The sequence below is a fragment of the Microlunatus sp. M237 genome (genome assembly GCF_056896895.1).
The window spans coordinates 144,008-170,663 of the sequence record NZ_JBXHBL010000004.1 but is presented as its reverse complement, the minus strand read 5'-3'; the positions used below and the strand labels follow the sequence as shown (position 1 = coordinate 170,663).

29 protein-coding genes are annotated in these 26,656 nt (G+C 70.3%); 9 read left to right on the top strand and 20 right to left on the bottom strand.

Annotation, left to right across the window (positions count from 1 at the left end):
* Positions 1–24: 24 nt before the first annotated feature.
* Both mptB and AC1XX3_RS16640 read right to left on the bottom strand, forming a co-directional pair.
* Positions 25–1,650, bottom strand: a complete 1,626-nt coding sequence (mptB, locus tag AC1XX3_RS16645; RefSeq protein WP_483322292.1) for a polyprenol phosphomannose-dependent alpha 1,6 mannosyltransferase MptB — start codon at positions 1,648–1,650, stop codon at positions 25–27.
* Positions 1,647–2,438 carry a glycosyltransferase family 2 protein gene (locus AC1XX3_RS16640; RefSeq protein WP_483322291.1) on the bottom strand — a complete coding sequence of 264 codons (792 nt, stop codon included), beginning with the start codon at positions 2,436–2,438 and terminating at the stop codon, positions 1,647–1,649. Before AC1XX3_RS16640 ends, mptB begins: the two co-directional genes overlap by 4 nt.
* Before the next feature lie 73 nt (positions 2,439–2,511).
* Between AC1XX3_RS16640 and AC1XX3_RS16635 the strand changes: the two genes are divergently transcribed.
* Positions 2,512–3,711 (top strand): arginine deiminase, encoded by a 1,200-nt coding sequence (locus tag AC1XX3_RS16635; RefSeq protein WP_483322290.1) that lies wholly within the window; start codon positions 2,512–2,514, stop codon positions 3,709–3,711.
* 3 nt (positions 3,712–3,714) lie between these two features.
* Here the strand turns inward: AC1XX3_RS16635 and AC1XX3_RS16630 are convergent, their stop codons facing one another.
* The 4 genes from AC1XX3_RS16630 to AC1XX3_RS16615 all read right to left on the bottom strand — a co-directional run bounded on the left by AC1XX3_RS16630 (position 3,715) and on the right by AC1XX3_RS16615 (position 5,870).
* Positions 3,715–4,503, bottom strand: coding sequence for a glycerophosphodiester phosphodiesterase (locus AC1XX3_RS16630; RefSeq protein ID WP_483322503.1), 789 nt, complete (start codon positions 4,501–4,503; stop codon positions 3,715–3,717).
* A 137-nt stretch (positions 4,504–4,640) separates the two neighbouring features.
* Positions 4,641–4,838, bottom strand: a complete 198-nt coding sequence (locus tag AC1XX3_RS16625; RefSeq protein ID WP_483322289.1) for a hypothetical protein — start codon at positions 4,836–4,838, stop codon at positions 4,641–4,643.
* Between the two features lie 96 nt (positions 4,839–4,934).
* Positions 4,935–5,492 (bottom strand): GNAT family N-acetyltransferase, encoded by a 558-nt coding sequence (locus tag AC1XX3_RS16620; RefSeq protein WP_483322288.1) that lies wholly within the window; start codon positions 5,490–5,492, stop codon positions 4,935–4,937.
* A 9-nt stretch (positions 5,493–5,501) separates the two neighbouring features.
* Complete coding sequence (locus tag AC1XX3_RS16615; protein WP_483322287.1) at positions 5,502–5,870, bottom strand: MerR family transcriptional regulator; 369 nt, start codon at positions 5,868–5,870, stop codon at positions 5,502–5,504.
* 221 nt (positions 5,871–6,091) lie between these two features.
* Between AC1XX3_RS16615 and AC1XX3_RS16610 the strand changes: the two genes are divergently transcribed.
* Positions 6,092–6,796, top strand: a complete 705-nt coding sequence (locus tag AC1XX3_RS16610; RefSeq protein WP_483322286.1) for an SDR family oxidoreductase — start codon at positions 6,092–6,094, stop codon at positions 6,794–6,796.
* Between the two features lie 50 nt (positions 6,797–6,846).
* On the opposite strand, the gene AC1XX3_RS16605 is transcribed toward AC1XX3_RS16610, so the two are convergent.
* From AC1XX3_RS16605 to aat, 4 genes are all read right to left on the bottom strand, one after another.
* A complete protein-coding gene (locus tag AC1XX3_RS16605) occupies positions 6,847–7,134 on the bottom strand; it encodes a rhodanese-like domain-containing protein (protein WP_483322285.1) in 288 nt (95 codons plus the stop codon).
* 55 nt (positions 7,135–7,189) lie between these two features.
* Positions 7,190–8,026 carry an SDR family oxidoreductase gene (locus AC1XX3_RS16600; RefSeq protein WP_483322284.1) on the bottom strand — a complete coding sequence of 279 codons (837 nt, stop codon included), beginning with the start codon at positions 8,024–8,026 and terminating at the stop codon, positions 7,190–7,192.
* Between the two features lie 67 nt (positions 8,027–8,093).
* Entirely contained in the window at positions 8,094–8,957 is an 864-nt protein-coding gene (locus AC1XX3_RS16595) for an Fpg/Nei family DNA glycosylase (protein ID WP_483322283.1), read from the bottom strand.
* A 7-nt stretch (positions 8,958–8,964) separates the two neighbouring features.
* A complete protein-coding gene (aat, locus tag AC1XX3_RS16590) occupies positions 8,965–9,624 on the bottom strand; it encodes a leucyl/phenylalanyl-tRNA--protein transferase (protein ID WP_483322282.1) in 660 nt (219 codons plus the stop codon).
* A gap of 191 nt (positions 9,625–9,815) precedes the next feature.
* On the opposite strand from aat, the gene AC1XX3_RS16585 reads away from it, so the two are divergent.
* A complete protein-coding gene (locus AC1XX3_RS16585) occupies positions 9,816–10,508 on the top strand; it encodes a hypothetical protein (protein WP_483322281.1) in 693 nt (230 codons plus the stop codon).
* Positions 10,509–10,572: 64 nt separating this feature from the next.
* Here AC1XX3_RS16585 and AC1XX3_RS16580 read toward each other — a convergent pair whose 3' ends face one another.
* Complete coding sequence (locus AC1XX3_RS16580; RefSeq protein ID WP_483322280.1) at positions 10,573–11,346, bottom strand: SDR family oxidoreductase; 774 nt, start codon at positions 11,344–11,346, stop codon at positions 10,573–10,575.
* Positions 11,347–11,385: 39 nt separating this feature from the next.
* Positions 11,386–12,693, bottom strand: coding sequence for a Na+/H+ antiporter NhaA (gene nhaA, locus AC1XX3_RS16575; protein ID WP_483322279.1), 1,308 nt, complete (start codon positions 12,691–12,693; stop codon positions 11,386–11,388).
* 240 nt (positions 12,694–12,933) lie between these two features.
* On the opposite strand from nhaA, the gene efeU reads away from it, so the two are divergent.
* Genes efeU through AC1XX3_RS16555 form a run of 4 tightly spaced genes read left to right on the top strand, consistent with a single transcriptional unit; the run spans position 12,934 to position 17,878 of the window.
* Positions 12,934–13,824 carry an iron uptake transporter permease EfeU gene (efeU, locus tag AC1XX3_RS16570; RefSeq protein ID WP_483322278.1) on the top strand — a complete coding sequence of 297 codons (891 nt, stop codon included), beginning with the start codon at positions 12,934–12,936 and terminating at the stop codon, positions 13,822–13,824.
* Positions 13,821–15,011: an iron uptake system protein EfeO gene (gene efeO / locus AC1XX3_RS16565; RefSeq protein WP_483322277.1), complete on the top strand. Its 1,191-nt coding sequence runs from the start codon at positions 13,821–13,823 to the stop codon at positions 15,009–15,011. Before efeU ends, efeO begins: the two co-directional genes overlap by 4 nt.
* Before the next feature lie 43 nt (positions 15,012–15,054).
* The gene (gene efeB, locus AC1XX3_RS16560) at positions 15,055–16,410 is read left to right on the top strand and encodes an iron uptake transporter deferrochelatase/peroxidase subunit (protein ID WP_483322276.1); all 1,356 of its coding nucleotides are present in this window, start codon (positions 15,055–15,057) and stop codon (positions 16,408–16,410) included.
* Positions 16,411–16,456: 46 nt separating this feature from the next.
* Positions 16,457–17,878: a carboxylate-amine ligase gene (locus AC1XX3_RS16555; protein ID WP_483322275.1), complete on the top strand. Its 1,422-nt coding sequence runs from the start codon at positions 16,457–16,459 to the stop codon at positions 17,876–17,878.
* Here the strand turns inward: AC1XX3_RS16555 and AC1XX3_RS16550 are convergent.
* The 4 genes from AC1XX3_RS16550 to AC1XX3_RS16535 form a co-directional block, all read right to left on the bottom strand.
* Positions 17,818–18,675, bottom strand: a complete 858-nt coding sequence (locus tag AC1XX3_RS16550) for an alpha/beta fold hydrolase (protein WP_483322274.1) — start codon at positions 18,673–18,675, stop codon at positions 17,818–17,820. The two genes, AC1XX3_RS16555 and AC1XX3_RS16550, sit on opposite strands and share 61 nt — an antisense overlap.
* A 29-nt stretch (positions 18,676–18,704) precedes the next feature.
* The gene (locus AC1XX3_RS16545) at positions 18,705–18,953 is read right to left on the bottom strand and encodes a hypothetical protein (protein ID WP_483322273.1); all 249 of its coding nucleotides are present in this window, start codon (positions 18,951–18,953) and stop codon (positions 18,705–18,707) included.
* 134 nt (positions 18,954–19,087) lie between these two features.
* Positions 19,088–19,675 carry a hypothetical protein gene (locus tag AC1XX3_RS16540; RefSeq protein ID WP_483322272.1) on the bottom strand — a complete coding sequence of 196 codons (588 nt, stop codon included), beginning with the start codon at positions 19,673–19,675 and terminating at the stop codon, positions 19,088–19,090.
* A gap of 77 nt (positions 19,676–19,752) precedes the next feature.
* Positions 19,753–20,493 (bottom strand): SGNH/GDSL hydrolase family protein, encoded by a 741-nt coding sequence (locus AC1XX3_RS16535; protein WP_483322271.1) that lies wholly within the window; start codon positions 20,491–20,493, stop codon positions 19,753–19,755.
* Positions 20,494–20,597: 104 nt separating this feature from the next.
* Here AC1XX3_RS16535 and AC1XX3_RS16530 point away from each other — a divergent pair, with 104 nt between their 5' ends.
* The gene (locus AC1XX3_RS16530) at positions 20,598–21,791 is read left to right on the top strand and encodes a hypothetical protein (RefSeq protein ID WP_483322270.1); all 1,194 of its coding nucleotides are present in this window, start codon (positions 20,598–20,600) and stop codon (positions 21,789–21,791) included.
* A gap of 19 nt (positions 21,792–21,810) precedes the next feature.
* Here AC1XX3_RS16530 and AC1XX3_RS16525 read toward each other — a convergent pair whose 3' ends face one another.
* The 3 genes from AC1XX3_RS16525 to AC1XX3_RS16515 all read right to left on the bottom strand — a co-directional run bounded on the left by AC1XX3_RS16525 (position 21,811) and on the right by AC1XX3_RS16515 (position 24,213).
* Entirely contained in the window at positions 21,811–22,629 is an 819-nt protein-coding gene (locus tag AC1XX3_RS16525) for a GAF and ANTAR domain-containing protein (protein ID WP_483322269.1), read from the bottom strand.
* 130 nt (positions 22,630–22,759) lie between these two features.
* Positions 22,760–23,002 (bottom strand): CDGSH iron-sulfur domain-containing protein, encoded by a 243-nt coding sequence (locus AC1XX3_RS16520; RefSeq protein ID WP_483322268.1) that lies wholly within the window; start codon positions 23,000–23,002, stop codon positions 22,760–22,762.
* Between the two features lie 17 nt (positions 23,003–23,019).
* Positions 23,020–24,213: an iron-containing redox enzyme family protein gene (locus AC1XX3_RS16515; RefSeq protein ID WP_483322267.1), complete on the bottom strand. Its 1,194-nt coding sequence runs from the start codon at positions 24,211–24,213 to the stop codon at positions 23,020–23,022.
* 640 nt (positions 24,214–24,853) lie between these two features.
* Between AC1XX3_RS16515 and AC1XX3_RS16510 the strand changes: the two genes are divergently transcribed.
* Positions 24,854–25,813: an aminoglycoside phosphotransferase family protein gene (locus tag AC1XX3_RS16510; protein WP_483322266.1), complete on the top strand. Its 960-nt coding sequence runs from the start codon at positions 24,854–24,856 to the stop codon at positions 25,811–25,813.
* A 4-nt stretch (positions 25,814–25,817) separates the two neighbouring features.
* Here the strand turns inward: AC1XX3_RS16510 and AC1XX3_RS16505 are convergent, their stop codons facing one another.
* The gene (locus AC1XX3_RS16505) at positions 25,818–26,654 is read right to left on the bottom strand and encodes an LLM class F420-dependent oxidoreductase (protein WP_483322265.1); all 837 of its coding nucleotides are present in this window, start codon (positions 26,652–26,654) and stop codon (positions 25,818–25,820) included.
* Positions 26,655–26,656: the final 2 nt, after the last annotated feature.

Below are 26,656 nucleotides of genomic sequence, written 5' to 3'. Positions count from 1 at the left end.
GGAGGTGCATCGCCGAAGGCTGCGTCAGCGGCGGGCGGTGGAGCGCGCCGACACGGTGACCGGCTGCTGAGCCGCCGGCTGTCGCGGCGCGCGGAGGGGGAAGAGCTCCGGCCGATCCGGCTTGCGCCACCACAACACGATGGCCAGCAGCACGCCGAACTGGATCGCCGGGCTGAGCGTGTCACGGATCCGGGAGGCGGTGAAGTCCAACGCCTCGCCGAAGTCCACAGCGCGGCCGGGGACGTACGCCAGCGACAGCGGGGTGATCCGCAGCAACATGATGCGGTCGAGCTTGGTCGCGGCCAGCACGGCCAACGGCACCCAGGCGATCAGGTCGTACCAGGACAGCGTGTACATCGAGGTGACCAGCCACGCCACCGACAACACCAGCGCCGTCCGCAGCGCGATGGTCAGCGGGTCGCGGGTCGGGTCGGCATCGCGGTCCAGGCCGGGAGCGGCGGTCCACGGCAGCACCCTGGACAGCATCCAGGCGATCACCACCAACCCGAGATAGGCCACCGTGCCGACGATGATCTTGGCGGTGACCGAGGGCAGGAACAGGTCGAGGAAGCGGAACACCGGGTTCGCCCAGGACCCCACCGACACGTAGCTGCCGTTGCGCAGAACCTGGAAGAACGCAGACGGCTCCCAGACGACGTAGGCCAAGGCCATCGGCACGGCGGTGCCCAGGCAGAGCAGGAACGCCTTCTTCGGTTCGCGTCGGTACGCCCACAACATGGCCAGACCCCAGATACCGATGCTGAGCTTGGCGCAGCCGGCCAGGCCGATGCCCACCCCGGCCAGCAGCGGGCTCTTCCGCATCATCAGCAGACCCATCACCGCGAACATCACCGACAGGGCCTCGTTGTGGGCCCCCGCCACCACGGCCCAGATCAGCACCGGATTGGCGATGCTCAGCACCGCCGCCCGGGCCTGGCGCTGCCGGTCACCGTGGGCCAGCAGGACAACGCCGGCGGCGGTGATGATGAACGGCACCACCGCACACACCTGCAGCCAGAACACGATGTCATGCATGTTCTCGCCACCGAGTCGGTTGGCCATCAGCTGGGTCCAGGACGTGATCGGCCCGTAGACACTGGGGGTGTCGGTCCAGGGCCGCTCGGTCCAGGTGAGCACCGGGTCGTACTGGCCGCGGAAGACCTCCGCGGGGGTGATGTCGTACGGGTCGCGGCCGATGGCTTGCAGCCGGCCGTACGCCGCGTACATCAACACATCGGCCGAGGTGAGGGGCGGGACCGTGATGGTGGCCAGGCTGAGCGCAGTGCCGAGGGCGAAGATCCGCTTGACCCGTGGCTGCCAGCCGTCGGCGAGGGCCCGCAGCGAGATCCACAGGCCGACCGCGCCGACCAGGATGGCCAGCCAGATGAGTGCGGAGACAAGCCATTCATTGGGGACCCCGAACCTGGCCGGCAGATACCACGGGGGCAGGAACGAGTCCCGCGGGCCGAGGGTCAAGGTCACCACGGACTTGCCGAGGAAGCCGGTGAACACGGTCAGCACCGTCGCGGCGACGGTCAGCCCGAGGCCGAAGCGGTGGTCGCGGTGCCACACCGTCGGTGCGTACACCTTCGGTTTGGGCCGCGCCGGGTTGCCCCGGCTGCCGTGCCGGCGGCGAGTGGCGTGGGTCATCGGCGCAACCGCCGGACCAGACCCTGAACCGCCCCGCTGTCCTTGAGGTCCTGGATCCCAGCGCCGACCAGCCCTCGCGCCCTCAACGCCCGGGTGACGTCGCGGAGCTGCTTGGCCCGGTGCAGCTGGCCGCGCAGGTCGCTCCCGGTGGCCCGGTGGAAGAGGTCGACCGGGACCTCCTCGATCGGAAGTCCGGCCCGGAGAATATCGATGGTCATGCCCACCTCGATGCCGAAGCCGGCAGCCAGCGGGCTGGCCAGCTCGAACGCACGCCGGGTCAGGCAACGCTGCCCGGACAGCGGGGCGGTCGGAGTCCACCCGGTCAGCTCGGAGATGCCACGGGCCGCGGTGCTCATCACCAGTCCGAAGCCGCCGGCGTCCTCGCCGGTCGGCGTACGCTGCGCCGGGAGCACCCCGATGGTCATCGCCACCCGGCCACTCACCACCGGCTCGATCAGCGGAGCGGCGGCCGCCGCGCTGGCCTCGAGGTCGGCATCGAGCAGCAGCAGGGCGCGGGCCTCGGGTAGTCGGTCGCGTTGCTCCAGCACCCCCAGCGCGTTGACCGCGGAGTCGACGGCGGCGGCCTTGCCCCGGTTGCGTTTGTGCGACACCACAATGGCGCCGGCCGCACCGGCATGCTGCGCGGTGGCATCGCTGCTGCCGTCGTCGCAGACGATCACCACATCGACGCCCGGCACCGTCCGGGCGGCGGTGACCGTGGCCGCGATGCCCTGCTGCTCGTCCTTGGCGGGGATGATGCAGGCGACGCGCATCCGGGTGGAGTTCACGGGGCAAGGCTATAGCGTGCGGTCGCCGTCTGATCGTCCCGACGACGGCTACGCTCGGCGATAGTCTCCCTGCATGTCCGAGATCTCATCCGCGCCGATCGGCATCCGCTCCGAGGTCGGCCGGCTGCGTACCGTTCTGCTGCACCGACCCGGCAACGAGCTTCGACGGCTGACCCCGCGCAACAACGATGCCCTGCTCTTCGACGGCATCCCCTGGGTCGACCGGGCGCAGGACGAGCACGACGGATTCGCGGACGTATTGCGGGGGCACGGCGTCGAGGTGCTCTATCTCAGCGAGCTGCTGAGCGAGACGCTGACCGAGGCCGCCGCCCGGGCGCAGGCCATCGACCTCACCCTGAGCGGTTTGCGGCTGGGCGACCAGCTGCGGCGACTGCTGCGCGACCACCTGGCCGGGCTGGACCCGGACAGCCTGGCCGACATCTTGATGGCCGGGCTGCGCAACGACGAGGTACGCGGCAGCGGCCTGGTCGCCTCGCTGCTGGCGCCGGAGGACTTCCTGGTCGACCCGCTGCCGAACCTGCTCTTCACCCGGGACTCCAGCGTGTGGGTGCAGGATCGGGTCACCGTCACCTCGTTGGCCATGCCGGCTCGGCGGCGGGAGACGCAGCTGACCGAGCTGATCTACACCTTTCATCCGCGCTTCGCCGGGGTGGAGCGGATCCACGGCTGGGAGAAGGAGCACCTCGAGGGCGGCGACGTGATGGCGCTGGCCGACGGGGTGCTGGCGGTGGGCGTCGGCGAGCGGACCACGCCGGCCGGGGTCGAGCGATTGGCGCGGACGGCGTTCCGGCTCGGCCTGGCGCACAGCGTGCTCGCGGTGCCGATCGACCAGGACCGCGCCACCATGCACCTGGACACCATCTGCACCATGGTCGACACCGACGCGGTGGTGATGTATCCCAACGTCGCGCACCGGCTGGCAGCCATTCCGGTCACCGCTGGACCCGACGGCGACCTGGTCGTGGGATCGCCGGCGCCGTTCCTCCAGGCCGCCGCGGCGGCGATGGGGATCGACCAGCTACGGCTGATCGACACCGGGCTGGATCCGGTCACGGCCGAACGGGAGCAGTGGGACGACGGCAACAACACGCTCGCGATCGCTCCCACGTTGGCGGTCGCCTACGAGCGCAACGTGGAGACCAACGCCCGGCTCGAGGCGGCGGGCATCACGGTGATCGCCATCGCCGGCGCCGAGCTGGGCTCGGGCCGTGGCGGACCGCGGTGCATGTCCTGTCCGATCGCGCGGGACTGAGCCTCAGACCCCGACGAGCTGGCGGCCCGGATGCCGCTTGAGCACCGCGATCAGTCGGTCTGGGTAGTCCGTGGTGTAGGAGTGGACACCGAGGGACCGGCAGAACTCCATCTCCTCGGGGTCGTTGACCGTCCAGACGTGCACCTCGTGGCCGCGCGCGTGCGCGCGCTCCACCAGATCGGGGTCGGCCTGGAGCAGCTTGACGTCGACCCCGACCGCGCGGACGCCGGTGGGCAGCGTCCCGTCCACCCAGTGACCGAGTCCCTCCACCAGCAGCGTGCGTTCGATCTCGGGCAACAAGTCGCCGATGGTGGTGATCGCGTCGACGAAGAAGCTGATGATCCGCACGGGGGACCCAGCACGGTGCCAACCGAACTCGGTCAGCAGCTCCGCCACGGCCTCCTCGACGGCGAGACCACACGGGTTGGGGTGCTTGGTCTCGATCGAGAGGCCGATGTCGTGACCCTGCGCCCGCGCATCGCGGACCAAGCCGAGCAGCTCGCGCAGGGTGATGATCTGTCGCTGCTCCGGCGTTGGGTTCGACACCATCCAGGAGCCGAAGTCGATCTGCCGGAGCTCGGCCAGAGTGCGGTCGCGGGCCAGACCACTGTGCGACGAGGTGCGGTCGAGGCGGAGGTCGTGCAGGCAGATGAGCTCGTCGTCGGCGCTGAAGTGCACATCACACTCCAGGGCGAGGCTGACGCCGTGTTCGATGGCCCAGTCGATGGCGGACCGATAGGCCGCGATAGTCATTTCAGGTTGACGGGAAGCAAAGCCGCGGTGGGCGACCACCGAGGGGTGCGGGTAGGACACGGTCTCTACCCTCACACAGCAGGCGACACTGGCCCGGCAAGGTCCAGACAACGTCGACAAGTGTTGGATACGACGTCATCTCGTGTACACGCCGCGGACGGCGGGCGGATCGACGCTCAGACGAGCTGCATCTTCTGCCGCGCGAGCATCTCGCGCATCTCGGGGGTCTGCTCGTCGGGGTACCGGCCGAAGACCGCCAGCACCTCACGGCGCTGGGTCAACGCGGTGGAGCCGCTCCGCTGCCGCTGCAGGTGCTGGCGCTGTGCGCGGGCGGCGCGGGAGTTGGCGAAAGTCGTGGCGAGGATGTTCGGCATGCGGAGCCTCCGGTGGGACTGGAACAAGGAGGCGACGTTGCCCGGGCGGCCGGCTCGGCGAGTCGACCACCATAGTGAACGACACAGGTGGCGCGGCTATTCCGCGGGGCCACCCGCCGCCGAGTGATAGAGGACATGCGGGCGCAGCGGATGGCCGACCGGCAGGTTCGGATGGTCGAAATGGCTGTGCTCCACGAGCCCGATCCGGCGCATCACGGCCTGTGAGGCGGTATTGGTCACCGCCGTCATCGACCAGAGCTCGGCTAGGCCGAGCGAATGCAACGCGAGCCGCAGGGCGGCCCGGGCCGCCTCCGTGGCGTAGCCGTAACCCCAGGCAGCGCGCCGAAGTCGCCAGCCGATCTCCATCCCGCCCTCGCTCGGCGTTCCCGGCGGCATCGGATTGAGTCCGGTGTAGCCGAGGAACTCCCCGCTGCTCCGCAGCTCGACCGCCCACAGCCCGAATCCCTGCTCCTCGAACCGTTGCTCGATCCGGTCGACGAAGGCGTTGCTGGCCGACTCGTCCAGTGGCGCGGGGAAGTGCCGCATCACCTCGGGATCGGCGTTCATCGCCGCGAACGGCGCGCGGTCGTCGTCGTGCCAGCGGCGCATCCAGAGCCGCTCGGTGACCAGCTCATCGAATCGCGTCATCGTCATGGCGACACGCTAGCGAGAAGGCTGGGCCGCAGCGGTGGCGTGGCGACGGGTGGCGGTGATGACCTCATCCAGCCGGTTACGCGTGGTGGCCAGCTCGCGCATCTGGGCGTCGATCCGATCACGCTCGGCCGTGAGCTGAGTGAGCATCTCCGGCGTGGCCACCCCGGTGTGCACGCACGGCAGCAGTCGGGTGATGGCCCTGCTGCTCAAGCCCGCGGCGTACAGCGCCTGGATCCAGCGCACCCGCTCCACCGCCTCGTCGGGGTAATGCCGTTGGCCGCTGCTGCTGCGAACCGACCCGAGCAGCCCCTTCTCCTCGTAGTAGCGCAGCGCCCGGGTACTGACCCCCGAGGCCGCAGCGACCTCACCGATGCGCACCGGCGCTCCTGGTCATATCCCCGTCCGTCATATCCCCGTCCGTCATATCCCCGTCCGTCCGGTCCCCATCCATCGGTCCACCCCCACCTTCTGCCCGGGCGCTGCGGCAGGAGTTTCGACTCACCCTTGCCTTTGACGCCAACGTCAACTCTTAGCCTAGCCGGTACCGGCTGATCGGGCCCGCTCACGGGCTCGCCGGAACCTACGAAGGAACACTGCTGATGAACATTCCCGGATCCACCGCCCTGGTCACCGGAGCCAACCGAGGTATCGGCCGTCACTTCGCCGCTGAGCTCCTCGAGCGGGGCGCGGCCAAGGTCTACGCCGCCGCCCGCCGGCCCGAGAGCATCGACCTGCCCGGCGTCGACGTGATCGCCCTCGACATCACCGACCCGGCGTCGGTCGCTGCGGCAGCGGGACTCGCCGGTGACGTGGACCTGCTCGTCAACAACGCCGGCATCTCCACCGGCGCGACCCTGTTGGGCGATCTCGACCCGGTCCGGGCCGAGATGGACGTGAACTTCTGGGGCACGTTGTCCATGGTCCGCGCGTTCGCGCCGGTGCTGGCGGCCAACGACGGCGGCGCGATCGTCAACGTCTCTTCCGCGCTGTCCTGGTTCGCACTGCGCGGCTCGGGCGGGTATTCGGTGTCCAAGGCAGCCAACTGGAACATGAGCAATGCCATCCGTCTTGAGCTGGCCGGTCAGGGCACCCAGGTGACGTCGGTACATCTCGGCGCGGCCGAGACGGACCTGACCAAGGACTACGACGGCGCCAAGATGGATCCCGCCGCGGTCGTGGCCACCACCCTCGACGCAGTCGCGGCCGGTGAGCTGGAGGTCATCGTCGATGAGTGGTCCGCGATGATCAAGGCGTCCCTCGCCAAGGATCCCCGGGAGTTCTACGCCCAGTTCCTCACCCTCTGACCCGGCGAGGCCGAAGGTCCGGGCGTGGCCGACGAGCGGTGCGGGACGGTTCAGGCCTCGAGTGGCCGGCCCTCGTCTGCCCACCGGTGGACTCCGCCGACCAGGTTGAGGGCTTCCCGACCCTGCGCAACGGCGTACTCGGTGGCCTTGGCCGACCGGCCACCACCGGCGCAGACGAAGACGACCTGCGGGTCGACCTCCTCGAAACGGGCGACCAGCTGGTCCAGCGGGATGTGGCGGGCGCCGGGAATGCGGCCGTCGGCCCACTCGTCGTCGGTCCGGACGTCGACCAGCTGCCAGCCTTCGGCCAGCTTGGTGTCCAGCTCGGACGGGTTCACGCTCGGTACCTCAGGTTGTCCCCACATGCCTTCCATTCTGACCTGCCCGGCGCCGTTAGCGCGACTCCAGCAGCTCAGCCAGGGTGAGCGGTCGCCGTCCGGTGAGCGTCTCGACGTCGGCTGTCACGTCCGCGACCTCACCGGCGGCGATGGAGGTGTACGTGGAGACCCAGGCGTCGACCTGGAAGGCGGGGGCACCCCACGGGCGCCGCGACGCGTAGGCCTCAGCCACGGTCTCGTGGTGGAAGCTGACGGCGCGGCCGGTGACGGCGGTGATGGTCGCCGCCACCTCGGTCAGGGTGAGCGCCTCGGGGCCGGTGAGGGTGTAGGTCGCACCGCGGTGACGTCCGGGATCGGCGAGGACGGCGACGGCGGCGCGGGCGATGTCCTCCCGGGCGACCGCGGCGACCCGGCCGTCCGCAGCCGGCCCACGGATGACCCCGTCGTCGCCTGCCGTCTCGGGCAGGAAGTCGAGATAGAAGTTGTCCCGCAAGAAGGTGTAGGCCATCCCGGAGGCCCGGATGTGCTGCTCGGTGGCGTAATGGTCGCGGCCGAGGGTGAAGACCGAGTCCGCAGCCGCACCGGCGAAGGAGGTGTAGACGATGTGGCGCACCCCGGCCTCGACGGCGGCGTCGACGAACGTACGGTGCTGGTCGACGCGGTCGGCCGCCTCCGCGGCGGAGACCATGAACACGGTGGTGACGCCCGACAGGGCCCGGATGGACGCCTCCCGATCCGCATACGAGCACTGGACGACGACCGCACCGTCAAGCGCCGGTGCCTTGGCCGGGGTCCGCACCAGCAGGCGCTGCTGGATGCCCCGGCCGGCGAGGTCGCGCGCGACCATGCCGCCGAGCGCGCCGGTCGAGCCGGTGACGGCCAGGGTGGTCATGAGGCTCCTCGGTGGGTCGATCGCGCCGGGATGGGCCGGCCTTGGAACCGTACGGGCGACGACAGCCCTACTTGAGCAGGCGGGACATCCGCCGGTCGGCAAGCTTCTTTCCTCCGGTCTGGCAGGTCGGGCAGTACTGCAGCGCGGAGTCGGAGAACGACACCTCGGCGATCGTGTCACCGCAGACCGGGCAGGTCTCACCGGCCCGTCCGTGCACCCGCATGCCGGACTTCTTCTCGCCCTTGAGGTCCTTCGCCGCCAGCCCTTCGGCACGCAGGATGGCGCCGGACAGCTCGTCCTTGATGGCCACGAACAAGGTCGTCCGCTCGTCCTCGGTCAACGAGCCGGACGGCTTGAACGGGCTCAGCCGGGCTGCGTGCAGGATCTCATCGGAGTACGCGTTGCCGATGCCGGCCAGCGTGCGCTGGTCCCGCAGCACCCCTTTCAGCTGCGCCCGGCCGGCTGTGGTGAGCACCTCGGTCAGCGCCGCCAGGTCGAAGTCGTCGGCCAGCGGGTCCGGCCCCAGGGTGGCCACGTGTGGGATGTCCATCGGATCGCTCACCACGTAGACCGCGAGCTTGCGCTGGGTGCCGGCCTCAGTGAGGTCGAAGCCCGACCCGTCGTCCAGGGTGAGCCGCAGGGCCAGCGGGTTCTTGCCCGGCCGGGGCGGCGTCTCCGGCTGGGTGTCCTTCCACCGCAGCCACCCGGCCCTGGCGAGGTGGAAGACCAGGTGCAGACCCTGCGCCGAGACGTCGAGAAACTTGCCGTGGCGGCGAACCTGGTCGATCTCCAGCCCGGCCAGGGCCGACAGCGGCGGGTCGTATGTCTTCAGGGCGCTGAACGCGGCCAGGTCGACGCGGGCGATCGCGTGACCGACGCATCTGTCAGTCAGGAACCGCGCGAGCGACTCCACCTCTGGCATCTCTGGCATGACGACATTATGGTCCCCAGCTCGGTGCCGGCAGGGCCAGAGCGACCTCAAGCCGGCGCAGATATTCCTGCCGACTGATCTCGACAGCGCCCAACGACTCCAGGTGGGGCGTCACCCACTGCACGTCCAACAACCGCCCGTCGTCGCCGGCGGCGGTCAGCAGCTCGACCAGCCCGACCAGGGCCGCCTTGGAGGCGTCCCGCCCGATGTCGGGGCGGTGGAACATCGACTCACCGGCGAACAGCCCGCCGATGCTGACACCGTAGAGCCCGCCGGCCAGCTGCCCGTCGCCGGTCCACGCCTCCACCGAGTGCACCACCCCCTGGGCGTGCAGCTCGCGGTAGACCGAGGTGATGTCGTCGTCGATCCAGCCGCCGTCACGGGCAGGATCGGCGCAGCCCGCCAGCACCGCGTCGAAGTCGGTGTCGATCCGCACCTCGTAGCGCTTCAGCGTCTTGCGGAGCGACCGGGTCACCCGCAGCCCGTCGAGCGGCAGGACGCCCCGGTGCAGCGGGGAGTACCAGCCCATCAGCCCGTCCTCGGCCGGCATCGGGAACACCCCGTTGGCGTACGCCGCCAGCACGAGATCGGCGTCGAACTCGTGCGACAGCGCGATCAGGTCGCTCCGGCGCCAGCGGCGCGGCGGTCCGAAGGGCGAGGTGGGCACGAGCTCGATTCTGCCCGCTCCCCCGGGCACCTTCGCCGCGCGGGTCGTTGGCCGCTCAGGTCGCCGCTCAGGGCTGGGTCCGGGTCGCCTCCGGGTCAGCGACCCGCCAGGACCACGATCGGACACGTACGCTGGGAGTTGCGACTGCCGTCGTCCGGCGCCGCGACCCCGATACGCCCTGGGAGGCCCGCATGCCGTCAGCACAGGAGGTAGGCAAGATGATCGTCCGCGGCATCGGGCCTGTCGTCCGCGGCTCACAAGCGGCCGGTGGCGTCCTGCGCCGAGTGCTCGAAGCGGCGATCGACGGTGTCGGAAAGGTCCCCGGGGCGAAGGCCGCGGCGGCCCGCCAGCTGGAGCGCCATGGCGGTTCGGTCGAGGCCGCGATCGAGGCGGTGATCGACCAGCACGTCCGGCTGGGCTCGGTCCAGGGCTTCGTCACCAACATCGGCGGCATCGCCACCTTGCCGGTGGCCATCCCGGCGAACCTCACCGGCGTGGCCATCGTCCAGGTCCGGATGGTCGCCGCAATTGCGCACCTGAGGGGCTACGACCTCGACGACAACCGGGTCCGGACCGCACTGGTGATGTGTCTGCTCGGCGGTGAGACCGTGGCCAAGCACATCGTCGACGGCAAGCTGCCGACCTCGCCGATGGCGATCGCCACCGCACCCGTGTTCGACCCGGGTCTGGACCGCCGGGTGGCCGACGAGGTGGTCGCGGACCTGCTCGGCCGGATGAGCGGGAAGGGCCTCGCTCTCAGCCTCACCCGGCGGGTTCCGCTGGTCGGTGGTGGCATCGGCGCCGTGATGGACGGCATCGCGACCCAGCAGATCGGCAAGTACGCCAAGAGCGAGCTGCTCACCCGTCGTTCCCTGTCCGGCTGATCAAACCCCGAGCTCCGGCGGGGGCCGTCGCCTTTTCAGCGCAGACGTCGCGCGGGGCTGCGCCTCAGCCGCTGATCCGGCGGAGCACGCCGAGCGGCAGCACCCGCATCGGCCCCGCCATCAGCGCCCACGGCCGAGTCGGCACGTATGCCCGGGCCGGCTCCCGTTCGATCGCCTCGATCATCGCCGCAGTGCCGGTCCGAACATCGACGGCCCACTTCACGTGCGGGTCCTCGGCGTTGATCGCGGTCCGGATGTAGCCCGGATGGATGGTGGTGCACGCGATCGCGGTGTTCCACAGGTCGGACCGGATGCCCTCGGCCAGGGTGGCGATCGCTGCCTTGGAGGCGGAGTAGGCGTTCATCGGTCCCCGCAGCCCGCGCAACGCCGCCATCGACGAGATGACCACCAGGTGGCCGTACCCCTGACGACGGAAGATGCTGACGGCCGACTCGGCGGTGTTGAGGGTGCCGAGGATGTTGGTCTGCAGGGTCTGCCGGTTCCCCTCGGCGAATCCCCGGCCCACCGACCCGCCGCGGGCGATGCCGGCGTTGGCCACCACCCGGTCCAGTCCGCCGAGCGTCTCGGCGCAGCGGACGAAGACATCGTCGACGGCGGCGGGGTCGTTGACGTCCAGCGCCTCAATCAGCACCGTGCAGTCCGGGTGGTCGCGCACGAGCTCGTCGCGCAGCCGTTCCAGCTCGTCGCGGCGCCGGGCGCAGAGCGCGAGTGCCCGGCCGTCGGCGGCCCACTGCCGGGCCATCTGTGCCCCCAGACCTGACGAGGCCCCGGTAATCAGGATGCGGCGCCGGCGCACCGGTGGAAGTCGTCGGACCATGGACCCCACCGTACGGCCCACGGCCGGCGGTCGGAGGCGTCAGTCCCGACTCTGGTAGACGTCGGGGGTGCCGTCGGCGTCCTCGTCGATCGTCTCCCGCTCCCACAGCCGTCGATACGTCCGGTTGCGGGCCCGCAGCAGGATCGACGCCAGCACCGCCGCGAGCACCGAGCCGGTCAGCACCCCCACCTTGACGTGCTCGTCGCGGACGCTGCCACTGCCGAAGGCGAGATCGCCGATCAGCAGCGAAACGGTGAAGCCGATACCCGCCAGCATCGACACGCCCAACACGTCGACCCAGCGCAGCTCGTCGTCCAGGCTGGCCCGGGTGAACCGCGCCATCAGATAGGTCGCCGCGAAGATGCCGATCGTCTTGCCCACCACCAGGCCGACCACGATGCCGAGGGCGACCCGGTCCGCCAGCGACGTGCGCAGTCCGTCGAAGCCGCCGATGGTGACACCGGCGGCGAAGAAGGCGAAGACCGGGACCGCGAACCCGGCCGACAGCGGGCGGATCCGGTGCTCGAAGTGCTCGGCCAGTCCCGGGCCCGCGTCCGGGCCGCCGGCCGCCTGGCTGCGCATCACCGGTACCGCAAAGCCGAGGAGCACGCCGGCCACGGTGGCGTGCACGCCGGAGGCATGCACCAAGCCCCAGGTGAGCGCGGCCAGCGGCAGCAGCAGCCACCAGGAACGGATTCGTCGCTGCACCGCCACGGTGAACAGCGCCAACGGCACCAGGGCCGCCAGCAGCAGCAGCGGGTGCAGCTCGCGGGTGTAGAAGAGAGCGATGATGACGATGGCCAGCAGGTCGTCGACCACCGCCAGCGTCAGCAGGAACGTCCGCAGCCCCACCGGCAGGTGGGTACTCACCACGGCCAGGACCGCGAGCGCGAAGGCGATGTCCGTGGCGGTCGGGATGGCCCAGCCCTGCAATGCGCCATCGCCGGTGCTGAGGTTCACCACCACGTACAACACGGCAGGGACGATCATCCCGCCGACGGCGGCGACCACCGGCAGCGCGGCCCGGCGCGGATCCCGCAGGTCGCCGGCGACGAACTCGCGCTTGAGCTCGAGCCCCGCGACGAAGAAGAAGATCGCCAGCAGGCCGTCTCCGGCCCACTCCCCCAGCGTCAGGTCCAGATGCAGCGAGGCGGGACCCACTGTCAGATCGCGCAGGCCGATGTAGTCGGCCGACCACGGCGAGTTGGCCCACAGCAGCGCGACCACGGTGGCCACCAGCAGCAGCGCACCACCGACGGTCTCCTGCCGCAGCAGTTCGCCGATCCGGCTGGCCTCGGGCCAACTGCCCCGGCCGAAGAGACGTTGACCGGGCGGAGTGGTGGACATGAAGGACCTCTCGGGGTAGACGGACTCATCGCCGACCAGACTTCCCGGCACACCGCGTCTCAGCCTACCGACTCGAGCGCGGAGCGCCCGTCCGCTCAGTCCGTGGGCTCCGCGATCTCTTGCCAGGCCCCGATCCGCGAGTTAGGTTAGCCTAGGCTCGCCCTCATCGCGACGAACCACCTCTCGGACCCCTGAGGTCCGGGCGTCCGGATTCCGCGAACACCGAGAAGGTAGACGAAGATGGTGGCCAATTTTCTGATCGGCCTGCGGGAGGGCTTGGAAGCCGCTCTCGTCGTCAGCATCCTGATCGCCTACCTGGTCAGGTCCGGCCGCCGATCGCTGCTGCCCCGGGTCTGGGCCGGGATCGGCTTGGCCGTGGCGATCTCCCTGGCCTTCGGCGCAGCACTCACCTACGGCCCGCGGGGGCTGACGTTCGAGGCCCAAGAGCTCATCGGCGGCATTCTGTCCATCGTCGCTGTCGGCTTCGTCACCTGGATGATCTTCTGGATGGCGAAGGCAGCACGTAGCCTCTCGGGCACCCTCCGGGCCCAGGTCGACGACGCCGCCGACGGTGGCCGGTTCTCGCTCGCGCTGGTCGCGATGCTGGCCGTCGGCCGGGAAGGGCTGGAGACGGCGCTGTTCCTGTGGGCGGCGACCCAGGCCACCAGTCGCGCGTCGGGGGCGACCAGCACCCCGCTGATCGGCGCCGCCCTCGGGCTGGCCACGGCGGTGCTGCTGGGCTATCTGATCTATCGCGGGGCTCTGCGGATCAACCTCAGCCGGTTCTTCACCTGGACCGGCGCGTTCTTGATCGTGGTGGCCGGCGGGGTCCTGGCCTACGGCGTGCACGACCTCCAAGAGGCCCGGTTCCTGCCCGGTCTGCACACCCTCGCGTTCGACGTCTCCGCCACCATCCCCCCGACGTCGTGGTACGGCACGCTGCTCAAGGGCTTCTTCAACTTCTCCCCCGCCACCACCGTCCTCGAGGCGACGGTGTGGGCGCTGTACGTCATCCCCGTCATGGCCGTCTTTCTCATCCGGGCCGGGCGGCGCAACCGCTCCCCGGTCCGCCCGGCGCCGGCCCCGTCCGCGCCGGCCCGATCCCCGTTCTCTGGAGGAACATCAGCATGAACCTGCGTCCGACCGGTCGCCGTACCCTCGCGGGCTTCTCGACCGCCGCGATCCTCACCCTGCCTTTGCTCGGCGGGTGCACCGACAACGTCACCTCCGGGTCCGCCTCACCGGGTGGTGATCCGCGCACCCTCGCCGTCCAGGCCACCGACACCACCTGTCAGCTGTCCGCGGCCACGGCACCGTCGGGGAACCTGCGGTTCGCCGTGACCAACGGCGGCACCAAGGTGACCGAGTTCTATCTGCTGGCCGAGGACGGTCTGCGGATCGTCGGCGAGGTGGAGAACATCGGGCCCGGCCTGTCCCGGGACCTGGTGCTGACGGCACCTCCCGGCAGCTACTTCACCGCCTGCAAGCCAGGCATGGTCGGCGAGGGCATCCGCTCGGCGTTCAGCGTGTCCGACTCAGGCGCGGACCTGACCCCGGCCGGCGACGACAAGACCCTGGTCGACGAGGCCAACCGCAACTACCAGGCGTACGTCAAGGACCAGACCGCCCAGCTGGTGGCCAAGACCGACGAGTTCGCTGCGGCGTATCTGGCCGGCAAGGACGACGAGGCCCGGGCCCTGTACCCCGTGGCGCGGACCCACTGGGAGCGGATCGAGACCGTGGCCGAGTCGTTCGGTGACCTCGACCCCAAGATGGACCTGCGCGAGGCGGACCTGGAGAAGGGCCAGGAATGGACCGGATGGCACCGGATCGAGAAGGATCTGTGGCCGGCCCGGGCCAAGGGTTACCAGCCGCTGGACGACGCCGGCCGGCAGAAGTACACCAAGGATCTGGTGGCCAACACCGCCGAGCTGAACACCCGGGTGCAGAAGCTGAGCTACACCGTCGACCAGATCGCCAACGGGTCGAAAGGGCTGCTGGACGAGGTCGCCACCGGGAAGGTCACCGGCGAGGAGGAATACTGGTCCAGGACCGACCTGTGGGACTTCCAGGCCAACGTGGACGGCGCCCGAGTCGGGTTCGACGGTCTGCGGCCCCTGCTGCAGAAGAAGGACGCCGAGCTCGATAAGCAGATCGACGCGAGGTTCGTCGCTCTGCAGAAGCTGCTGGACCAGCAGAAGAAGGGGGACGGCTTCGTGCTCTACAACGAGCTCAGCACCGACGAGGTGAAGCAGCTGTCCGACGCCGTGAATGCCTTGTCCGAGCCGCTATCGAAGCTCACAGCGGCCATCGTCTGACCATCTCGCCTGAACCAGAACGTCCTCGGATCCAAGGAGAACGGTGAAGATTCGACGCAGTCGACGCAGACTCCACGCGGAGAGCACGTCAGGGTCCCCCGAGATCCTGGACAGCTCCACCTCCGCCGTCGCAGCGACCCCGAGTGGGGTCTCCAGGCGGGGTCTGCTCGGTGCCGCCGGCGCCGGTGTTGTCGGGATCGGCGCCGCGTTCGGCGGCGGTCTCGCGGCCGGCAAGCAGGAGGTGGAAGCGGCCACGACCGCTCCGGGACCGCTGCAGTATCCGTACTACGGCGATCACCAGGCCGGCATCGTCACCCCGATGCAGGACCGGCTGCACTTCGCGGCCTTCGATGTGGTCACCGACTCCCGCGACGACCTGATCCAGCTCCTTCATGCCTGGACCGAGGCGGCTGCGCGGATGACCGCTGGGCTGCCCGCCGGCGAGATCGGGCCCACCAGCGGCAACTACGACTCACCGCCCGACGACACCGGTGAGGCGATCGGGCTGCCCGCCGCCGGCCTGACGCTGACCTTCGGCTTCGGTCCGTCGCTCTTCGCCGCGAACCGGTTCGGTCTCGAGTCGCGCCGTCCACCCTCGCTGCAGACCCTGCCGCACTTCCCCGGCGACAACCTCGACCCGGCCCGCTCTGACGGCGATCTGTGCATCCAGGCCTGCTCCGATGATCCGCAGGTCGCCGTCCACGCCATCCGCAACCTGGCCCGGATCGGCTTCGGCGTGGTGTCGCTGCGGTGGTCCCAGCTCGGCTTCGGACGTACGTCATCGACCTCCACCGCCCAGACCACCCCGCGCAACCTGTTCGGCTTCAAGGACGGCACGGCCAATCTCAAGTCCGAGGACCCGGCTCTGCTGGCCGGTCACGTGTGGGTGAAACCCACCGCCGGGTCCGCGCACGACTGGCTGGTCGGCGGCTCGTATCTGGTGGCGCGCCGGATCAACATGACGATCGAGACCTGGGACCGGCAGTCGCTGAGCGAGCAGGAACGGGTGATCGGTCGGACCAAGGCCGAGGGGGCGCCGTTGTCCGGCGGCTCGGAGTTCTCGGCCCCGGACTTCGCCCTGACCGGGCGCGCGGACGAGCCGCTGATCGCCACCGACGCGCACGTACGGCTGGTGCACCCCGACCACAACGGCGGCGTGCAGATGCTGCGTCGTGGCTACAACTTCGTCGACGGCAGCAACGGTCTGGGCCGACTCGACGCCGGCTTGTTCTTCCTCGCCTACGTCTGCGACCCCAGCACCCACTTCATCCCGATCCAGACGAAGATCGGGCGCCGCGACGGACTCAGCGAATATCTGCAGCACACCGGCTCGGCCCTGTTCGCCGTACCTGGAGGGGTGGCCCCGGGCGAGTACGTCGGCCAGGCTCTGTTCGCCTGAGCCGGGAACGGCGGGCGTTATGATCGGGGCTTCTCGAGGAGGACTCATGTCTGGCCGACGCATCGCCGACGACGCTCAGTGCGGCCTGATCGCCGCCTTCCATGCCTGCGGCGCGAGCCTCGACGAGCTGTGGACGAGTTATCTCGGCCTCGGCGGCGAGGTCGGGCAGATCGAGATCGGGGCCTACCTGACGGGTGCGGCGAGGTTATCCGCGGACCAGCACAACCTCTTGGCGCGCGCCGTCAACGAGCGCATCGCGAAGATCCCTCCCCGGCGGCGCGCCCCCTACCGGATCATCGACGGTGATCCCGGACCGCTGCCGTCGATCGAGGCGCCGATCGTGTGGCGAGGCTCCACCTCCTCCAGCGCCAAGCCCGTGACCTTCGGCATCGAGGAGGAGTACCTGCTGCTGTCCCGCACCAACGGCAGCCCGGTCAGCGCCGCACAACGGGTGCTGGCCGAGGCGAGCACGGGGGCCGGTCAGTCACTGGACCTGCAGCCCGAACTCGTCCGCTGCCAGGTGGAGGTGGCGACGCCGGTCAGTGTGGAGCGAGCTGAGCTGGGCGAGCACTTACGCCGCTCGCGACGTCACCTCCAGCAGGTGGCCGGCCGGCACGGGCTGGTGCTCGCCGCTGTGGGGACAGCACCGCTGTGGGCGCCGGACGCCACCGTCACCGACGACAGCCGATATCGCGACATCCGCGACCGGGCACCGGCCCTGGTGGATGCGCAGATGATCAGCGGCATGCACGTCCACGTCGGCGTACCCAGCTCGGAGCTCGGCGTGACGGTGATGAACCGGCTCCGGCCATGGCTGCACGTGCTGCTCGCCCTGTCGGTCAACTCCCCCTACTGGCGCGGGATCGACTCCGGGTTCGCCAGCTGGCGTTCCGTGCAGGCCCAGCGCTGGCCGGTCGAAGGGCCACCACCGCAGTGGCGCGACCACGCCGACTATGCCGACACGATCGAGGCTCTGCTGGCCACCGGGTCCGTACTCGACCGAGGTCAGCTGTATTGGCAGATGCGGCTGTCGGACTCCTACCCGACGGTGGAGCTGCGGGTCTGCGATGTCTGCCTCGAGGTCGACACCGCAACCTGTCTGGCCGCCGTCATCCGCGCATTGGTCGTCACCGCCCTCGACGAGGCCGCGGACGGCGTGGCTGAGCCACGACTGTCCGACGCGGTGGTCCGCGCAGCCTCCTGGCAGGCGGCGCGGTTCGGGCTCGAGTCCGAGGTCGTCGACCTGACCGGACCCAGTCCCGAACTCCGTCCGGCGGTCCAGGTGATCGACACGCTGGTGCTGCGTATCGGCACCGCCCTCCGGGCGTCGGGGGATGAGGATGCGGTCCAGACGGCCCTCAGCCGGTTGCTCGACCACGGCTCCGGCGCCGCTCGGCAGCGCCAGGCCTACACCGCCGGCGGCCCCGAGGGACTGCTGCAGCTGCTCTCCGCGGCGACGGCCTCCTGAGCCTCGAGGTCAGCCAGCGGGGAGACGTCTCGGGCTGACCAGAGCCGCACCCGGTCATGGATCGCCCGGTCCAGCTCGTCGGCGTTCGTGTACGGGGTGTTGTGCGCGCCCGGGATGAGCACGCTGCGCTGCGAAGCCAGACTCGCCAGCTGCTCCACCCACCGCGGTGGTGCAAACGGGTCGGCTTCGCCGCTGACCACCAGCAGGGGGACGCGGACCCGCCAGATCAGGTCCTCGGGACGGTCCGCCACCACCGACCTGACGAGTCGCAGCCACCCGACGCCGCCGCTGCGGGCGTACCACGGCAGCACGCCCGGCAGCTCGTCGAGCGACTCGCGTGCCAACGTGGCGACGAACCGCCTCGCCAGCGTCCACGGTCGGCGCGCAGCTCGGTCGAGGGTCGGTCCGGCCAGCACCAGACCAGCAAGCCGGCGGGGCTCGCGCAGCGCCACCCGGAGCGCCGACTGGGCCCCCGACGAATGCCCGACCAACACCACCTGGTCGACGTCATGAGCCTCCAGCCACCTCGAGGCGGCGTCGGCCACGCCGTCGACCGTGGCGGGCCAGCGTCCCCGGTGCGCGTGCCAGCCGGGCAGGTCGAGCACCGTCACCTCGGTCCAGCGGCCGAGCCGCTCCATCAGGGGCAGCAGATAGCCGGGAGCGCCCAGACCGGGGAGCAGGATGACCGGCGGGAGGTCGCGGAGCGTGCCGGTCCGCAGCGACCGTACGAGCCGACCGTCGACGCGGCTGAGCTCCTCGACGAAGCCCGCCGGCGCACGGCGCTGCGCTTCGGCCATCCGACGAGACGACCGGCGACCCGACCCGATCACCGGCGGACCTGCATCGGTTCGGTCGTCGGGCGCGCGGAGTTCGCACACCCCGTTGTTCTCCCCGGGGCCTGGGTCCGCACTCGCATGCCGCCATCGTCTCGCATCGCCGGGGCCGCGTTGACCAGCTCAGGCGAGGCCCCCAGCTGGGACCGGGTGCCGAGCTGAGCGGCCCGGGAAGCGAAGATCGGCTCGTCGGTGACCCCGATGGTCTTCGTAGCGGCGCGGTCGAAGGTGGTTGGTGGCATCAGAAGCCCTGTCGTGTCCTGGAGCTGGGCACTGCACAGCTCTCGACGTCCTGGCCGCTTCTTGACCGGGGCGTCACTCTAGCGCCGGCGCCACCCGCTCGCCAATCCTGCGTCGAGGGCGTGGATTCCACCGGTCAGCGCACCGTGGTGACGATGCTGGTCACTGCCGGAGCGGCCGGGGTCGACCCGAATCCGAAGGTCACCGGTGGTGTGACCGTCATCAGCCGCCCCAGGGCCGACCCCTCCCAGCTGCCGGCGGCGCTGACCACCGCGTGCACGTCGTAGGCGCCGTAGAACTCCGACCGTCCGGCCCCGGCGGAGCCGTAGGTGCGCACACCGCGCATCACCACGCGGGCCACCGGGTCGAGAACCCGCAGCCACGCCGGCCAGGTCGCCAGCCGCCGCGGCACCAGGCGGAGCAGCTTCCCGATCGGCAGCCGCGGTCCGGCTTCGAACTGCAGCTCCAGACCCGGAGCACGGACCCGGTACGTGCTGTCGTGGCGCGTCACCTGGACTGCACCGATGCGGATCTCGTCGAAGCGGTAGGTGCCACCGATGAAGTCAGCGATCCGCTGGTCCGGCGCCAGCAGCACCCGGTGCCCGTCGGCCTGCTGCAGCATCACATCGGCGAAGGGTCCCATCGGGGTGGCGTCCCAGATGCCGACGACCACCCGCACGCCCGAGGTGCTGCCGATGCCGGCGATCTGACCCTCGAATCTCATCGCACTCCTGCCTGACCGGGCACCTCCCGCTGTCCCAGCCTGCGTCATCGCCCGCTCGGCCGACGACCGGGGGCGGTTCAGCCACCCCTGAGGTCGGAGCGTGCGGGATCGACCACGGTGGGAATGGGGCGCTTGGCGGTGATGGAGCGGCTCTGCGGGATGCCACGGATACCTTTGCCCAGCCACGGGGCGAGATAGTGCACGGCCCAGTCCAGGTCGCCGGCCAGCTGCTCCCGCGGTCGGCGCGCAGGCAGCTCCTCGGGCAGCGGTTCGGCCCACGACAGGTCCGACCCGGGCAGCCGGTCCTCGAACCACAGGCGTGGGTCGCTGGCCACCGGGTAGTCCTCGAAGTCGAGCACCAGCACCCCGTACCGCTCGGCCTCGGTCCGGATCAGCGCGTTCAGGGCGTAGATCCTGGGCCGCAGCTTCTTGCCGAGCGGGTTGATGGCGGCCGGGTCCGGCATGGTGAAGGTCAGCACGGTGATGTCGCGGGAGCGGGCCTGGTCGAACATCGTGGCCAGATGGGTCCGCAGGGTGCGGAAGTCGCACCGAACCCCGATCACGTCGTTGACGCCGCCGAAGATGGTCATCAGATCCGGGTGCAGGGCCAGCGCCCGGTCGAACTGCGTGCTGCGGATCTCCCCCAGCCGGAGTCCCCGTACGGCCAGGTTGGCGTACTCGAACGGCTCACGCTGGGCCTGCGCGATCAGCAGCGCCAGCCGGTCGGCCCAGCCGCGGTAGCCGCCGTTCCCGTTGGGGTCCTCCAACCCCTCGGTGCTGGAGTCACCGATGGCTACATAGCGACGGAATGGTTCCACTCCTCGATTATGGGCGCCGGCTCGTCGCCCGCGAGCGAGTTTCCTGCCCGTTGGCCTCCCCGGGAGGAGGGCTTCGAACTACGCTCGCCCTGGAGGTGGTGGCCATGCGGCAGGATCAGCGCGACGCGGAGTTCTCCGCCTTCGTGGCCGCTCACCGGCGGCTGCTGCTCGGTACCGCCTTCCTGATCCGCGGCAGCGCGTCGGCAGCCGCGAGCTGGGTGGACGCGGCGTTGGCCGACACCTTCCGTCGTTGGCCGGTCCCGGGCGGCGCCCTGCAGCACTGCCTGCGTACGGTGCTGGCGCCGCGGCCGCCGGCCGGCCCACGCCGATCCGGCGACCGGGTGCAGCTGGTGGACGGGCCGCCGCAGCCACCGCACCCCGTCGATCCGGTGCTGACCGACCTCGCGTTGCTGGCCGAGGGTCCCCGGCAGGCTGTCGTCCTGAACAGCTACGTCGGACTCGAGGTTGCCGAGGTGGCCACCGTCTCGGACCGTGACCGCTCGGCGGTGGCTGCCGACCTCGCCGCCGGGCTGGCATCGCTTCGCGCCCGAGATCCGGAACGGTCCGAGCCGGAGGTGCTGGCCGCCGAGCTTCGCGTCGCCGCCGACCATGGCCTGACGACCGACGCGCTGCGTTCGGAGGACCTGGCGCACGGCCGGCAGCTGCAGCGCCGCCGACGCCGCCAGATCGCCGTCGCTGCGGTGACCGTGATCGTGCTGGTGGGACTGGTGGTGAGTTCGCTGGCCGGCCTCCCGAAAGAGACCCGGGCAGCGGGCAACCGCGAGGTGCCGATCTCCACGTCGACACCGGGGTGCGACGAGCGGTGCCGGGTGGAAACCACCCGCGCCTGGCGCCAGGAGATGACCCGGATCGTCCGAAGCCATCTGGACGGCGCGGGAGATTACTTCACCGGCTACAGCTATTCCTATGACGCGAGCTACGACTCGGACAGTCTGTGGGCTGGTCACGACGGGGCTCTCGGCGTGGACGTGTTTCGGATGACGAACGGCGGTACCGAGGTCTTCCTGCAGATCGCGACTTCCCCACAGGTCGCTCAGCCCTGCGGCCGGCTCACCCGGCAGGACTGCACCACGATGCGATTTATGGACGGCAACCGATTCACGTTGACCCAGACCACCCACGTCAGCGAGGGCATCGAGGTGCAGCATCGCCCGGCCGGGACGTACGTGATCACGGTGGTGGCCCGCAACGTGTCGGGCGGAGACACCCTGGACGTGACCCGCGGCGACGTGATCAGCCTGGCTCAGGATCCGCGGCTGAAGCTCCCACCGTTGTAACGGGACCGGCCGGGCCGACCTACGACCGCGGCGCCTGGAACGGGGCGATCTTCAGGTCCTGGTCGTCTGCGTCGGCCACGATCTGCAGTGCGGCGTCGCGCAGCTTGATATTGAACTGCTGGGAGTAGCGCCGCAGCAGGGTGAAGGCGTCGGTGCTGCTGCTCTGGTTGCGTTCCATCAGGATGCCCAGGGCCAGGTCGATCACCCGACGGGAGTTCATCGCCGTCGTCCGGTCGTCGATCTCGCGCGCCTGCCGCACCAGATGCTCCGCCAAAGCGATGCCGCCGGCGATGGACAGTGCGCCGCGGCGGACCTGGTCCTGCTGCCCGGCTGTGAGCCCGTCGACCTCGCCGGCGTACGCCTTGACCACGGCGAGGGTGCGGGAGTCGACCAGGACCGGGACCGAAACGCAACAGGCGGCACCGAGGGCGGCTGCCTGCGGGCCGTAGTCGCCCCACCGCTGGTCCGCGGCCAGGTCGGGGACATACTGCCCCTCACCGAAGCGCAGCGCGTGCAGACACGGACCCACGCCGATGTCGTACTGCAGCAGGTCCACCTGCAGCGCCAGCGGGCTGCTTGCTCCGACGGTGACCGGCTCGCCGGCCACTGCGAACGTGATCGCGATGCTGGCGGCGTGGTCCAGCTCACCGGCGAGCTGAGCCGCAACGCCCTCCAGGTAGTCCACCAACAAGGTCACCATCGCGACCTGGGCCGCGCCGCCCTCGGCCGCCGGGAGGGCCACGCCGCGGCCCGACGCCCTGCCCGCGGCGACCCGTACCGATGCAACCGGAACCATCGCGGGCGAGACGTCCTCCGCCGACCCGCTTCCTGAACTCAACACGATCCTCACCGCTCCCCTAGTCGAACGACCGGCGCGCCGGCCGCCGTCGAGGTGTTCGATTCAGGTCGGGTTCACGGATGCGCTCGCTGCTGATCATGCGTCGCGGCCCGCCAACTGTCAATCGACGTCAGGTGCCGGCTGGCCGTGGGGTCGCCGTACGGAGCACGTGCTCGATGTCGGCGACCGCCGCGTCGTCGGCGAACCGGCTGAGCTTGTGCGAGCCGTCGCACAGCGGCTTGAGCCGGGAGCGACCGCAGCGGCACAGCGCGATGGTCTGTCGCTCGTGCTGCACCACCGTGCCGTCACCCGAACGCAGCTCCACCTGACCGCGGACGATCAGCGGTCCATCCGGGTAGACGGTGATCGACACCGGGTCCGGCGACGGCACTAGGCACCCCCAGTGGCGACGAGCCCGGCTCGTTCGGGGAGCAGGCTCGACTCGCCCCGCTCCCAGCACCCCAGCAGGTGAGCGGCGAAGACGTCGTCTGCGAACTGGGCACATCGGGCGCCGAACAGCACGTCCCCGCTCAGCTGCGGCTCGACATCGATCAGACCACCGGCCAGGTCGTGGGCCGCGAGCTGCTCATGGACCGCGTCGGCGATCACGTGTTCGTCGAAGAACCGGGCTGCGTCTTCACTCCCACCGAGTCGGCGGTGGCCGCGGGCGTAGCGGGCGTTGGGTGCGGACGAGGTCATCTCGAACATGGCCAGGTGGCCGATCAGCGCTCCGCGCCACCGTCGGTGCAGACCGAACAGGCTGATCAGGTTGCTCGCCAACAGGGTCGCCCCGGGGACGCGGTCCAGGTAATGGCCGTAGCGGGAGTCGAGCTGCCAGTCCTGCATCAGCACGCGGAACAACTGCGAATGCATCGCCTCGGTCCGCCCGAGGCCGTACTCGTCGGCCTGGATCGTGACCAGCGCCGCCTTGACGGTCCCGGACAGCCGCGGGATGGCCCAGGTATGCCCGTCGGCCTCCTTGAGGTGATAGATCGAGCGGTGGACGAGAAACTCGCCGAACTGGTCGCGGTCGGCGTCGCGCATCAGATAGCTGGACAGCGACGGTCCGGTGACCTCGGTCGAGATGGCGGGGAGCGTACGCACGGCCTCCGCCGTGTCGGCGACCCGCATGCCGTGCGGCGGACCGATCACCGAGAACAGCGCCACCCGCAGGATGGTCTCCCACTCCCGTACGGCGGCGATCAGCCCCGGGTCCCACTCCCAGCTGTCATCGACGCCGTCCAGCCCGCGGTAGTGCAGCTCGTAGGCCAGCCACAGGGCCAGCTGCAGATCGTCGTCAGTGGGTGCGTCGTCGATGTCACCGGTCCAGACCAGCCGGTCGTCCAGCGGGTCACCGCCCGGGCGCTGGCCCAAGATCTCGATCAGCGCGGCCGACACCGGCCCGCGCGGGGTCGGCAGCATCGCCGCCGGGTCGAAGAGACGACGGCGAGCGGCGTCGAGGGCTGGGGCGGAGCCGGCCGGGGCTGGGGCGGAGCCGACCGGGGCTGGGGCGGAGCCCGCGGGGGTTGAGCGGACGGCGGTGACGGCCTCGGTCGTGGTGGGTTGCGGATCGGTGAGCGTCATCGGATTTCCTCTCCACCCACCGCCTCGGTGAGCGAACCTGGATCGGCTGACCGCATCACCTGGACGCAGTCCGGGCGAAACAGTCTGTCCCCCGTCATCGACGGGGCACGGTGCTTCGCCTCCTGCGGTCTGAAGAGGCATCTAGTGACCTGTGCGTCGCGCTCGCTGCGGGCAGCTCCCAAGGGATCTCGAAGCCCGACGGCGATGTCAGACGCGCAAGCGCTTACCCCGGCACCATACCCTGGCTGCGCAATTTCACCCGCATGGTCGCCGGACGGGCCGAAAAGGCGGCAGGGCCCGCCAGTCCCCCGACTGCCGAGCCCCACCTGGTATCCACCCGGTTCCCCGGGTGACATCGCGACGAGCTGACGCTCGATATCCGGGCCATCCTCACAGCGTCGAACCGTCCCCCGACGTGATCCCGATCGACTGCACGTGACTTCCGAACTCGCTTTCCCTGACAAGGCCTTACCTTGTACCGTCCACCTCTACTGATCCTCTGGCGCACCTCAGGATCAGGTAAAGATTGGTCGGCGGTGACTGCGAGAGGCCGCGACCGCGATCAGTGACAGCTGCCCAGGAGGTACGCCATGCTGCTGCCAGGTCCTCGATGTCTGGCTCCACTGTCGGGCGGAGAACGGTGAGCGGGTCACACCCGCGCCTCGTGGTGCCGGCAGGGCTCGCGGCCTCGTCCCGCAGATATTTCGGTGACGCCGGGGACCGGTGGGTGGCGGCGTTGCCGGCCCTGGCGCGAAGCTGCCTGGAGCGGTGGCAGCTGACGATCGACGGGCCCGCGGGCCACGGCGCCGTCGCGTTGGTCCTGCCGGTCCGACGGACTGACGGCACCGCGGCCGCGCTCAAGCTGCAGCCGGTGGATGACGAGACCCGCGGTGAGGCGATGGCCCTCGCCTGCTGGGCCGGGCTCGGGGTGGTGCCGCTGCTGGAGCACGAGCCGGAGACCGGCTCGATGCTGCTGGCGCGACTCGACGCCGATCGGTCTCTGCAGAGCGTCGCCGACGACCTCGCGGCGGTCGAGGTGATCGCCACCCTGCTGCGTCGCCTGCACACGGTGCGGGCACCGGCCGACCTTCGGCGGCTGGACCAGATCGCCACCGCGATGCTCGACTCCGAGTTCCCGCGGACGGTCCCTCGGTTGCCGGCCGGTCCCACCCGATCACTGCTGGAGCAGTGTGCAGCTCAGCTACGCGAGCTGCTCGCGGACCCCGTCGACGACCGGCTGCTGCACTGGGACCTCCACTACGACAACGTCTTGGCGCCGCTGCCCGGCAGCGGCCTGGACGAGCCGTGGCTGGCGATCGATCCCAAGCCGCTGGCCGGTGACCCCGGCTTCGAGCTGTTGCCGGCGTTGTGGAACCGCTGGCCGGAGCTGGTGGCGCGTGGGGACGTCCGTGGTGCGGTGTTGCGCCGGTTCGACCTGATGGTCGACGTGGCGGAGCTCGACCCGCAGCGAGCCCGGGCCTGGACGTTGGCCCGGGTGCTGCAGAACAGCCTGTGGGAGCTCCAGGCGGACCTCCGGCCGAGCCTGGACCCCGCCCACACGGCGGTGGCGGAGGCCCTGCTCAGCCGCGAGTCGACCTGACGGTTCAGCCGCGCCCGGCGTTGAAGTCGTCGCGATAGGCGATCCAGTCGCGGAGCGGACCGAGGTCGTAGTTGTCCCGCCCGTCAACGCCGAGGGTGATCAGTCGGGTACCGATACCGGTCAGCGCGGCACCCTCCTCCTGCGGCGTGCCCGAGGCGGCCGTCGACCGTTCGATCTCGCCCGGATCGCGGCCGACCTGGGCGCACCAGTCGTTCAACACCTGGTTCTTGTGGGTCAGCGTCTCGACGTCACCGAAGCCGTGCCAGATGGTGGCGTGCTCGGCGACCAGCCGCAGCGTCTTCCGCTCACCGCCACCGCCGATCAGCACCGGGATGTCGCGGGTGGGCGGCGGGTTGAGCTTGGTCCACCGCTCGCTGATCCGCGGCAGTGCCTGACCGAGGTCGGCGAGTCGCTTGCCGGCGGTGCCGAACTCATAGCCGTACTCGTCATAGTCGCGTTCGAACCATCCTGCGCCGATGCCCAGGATCAGTCGCCCGTTGCTGATGTGGTCGACGGTGCGGGCCATGTCGGCCAGCAGATCGGGGTTGCGATAGCTGTTGCAGGTCACCAACGCGCCGATCTCTGCCCGCTCGGTCTGCTCCGCCCAGGCGGCAAGGGTGGTCCAGCACTCGTAGTGCAGCCCGTCCGGTTCGCCGCTGAGCGGGAAGAAGTGGTCCCAGTTGAAGATGACATCGACGCCGGCGGCTTCGGCGTCGTGGACCGCCCGCCGGAGACCGGCATAGTCGGAGTGCTGGGGTTGCAGCTGGACGCCGATCCGCAGTGGGCGGTCGGCGTACGGCTGCGCGGAGGTGGGCTGGTCAGGGCTGGCGTTCTCAGTCATGC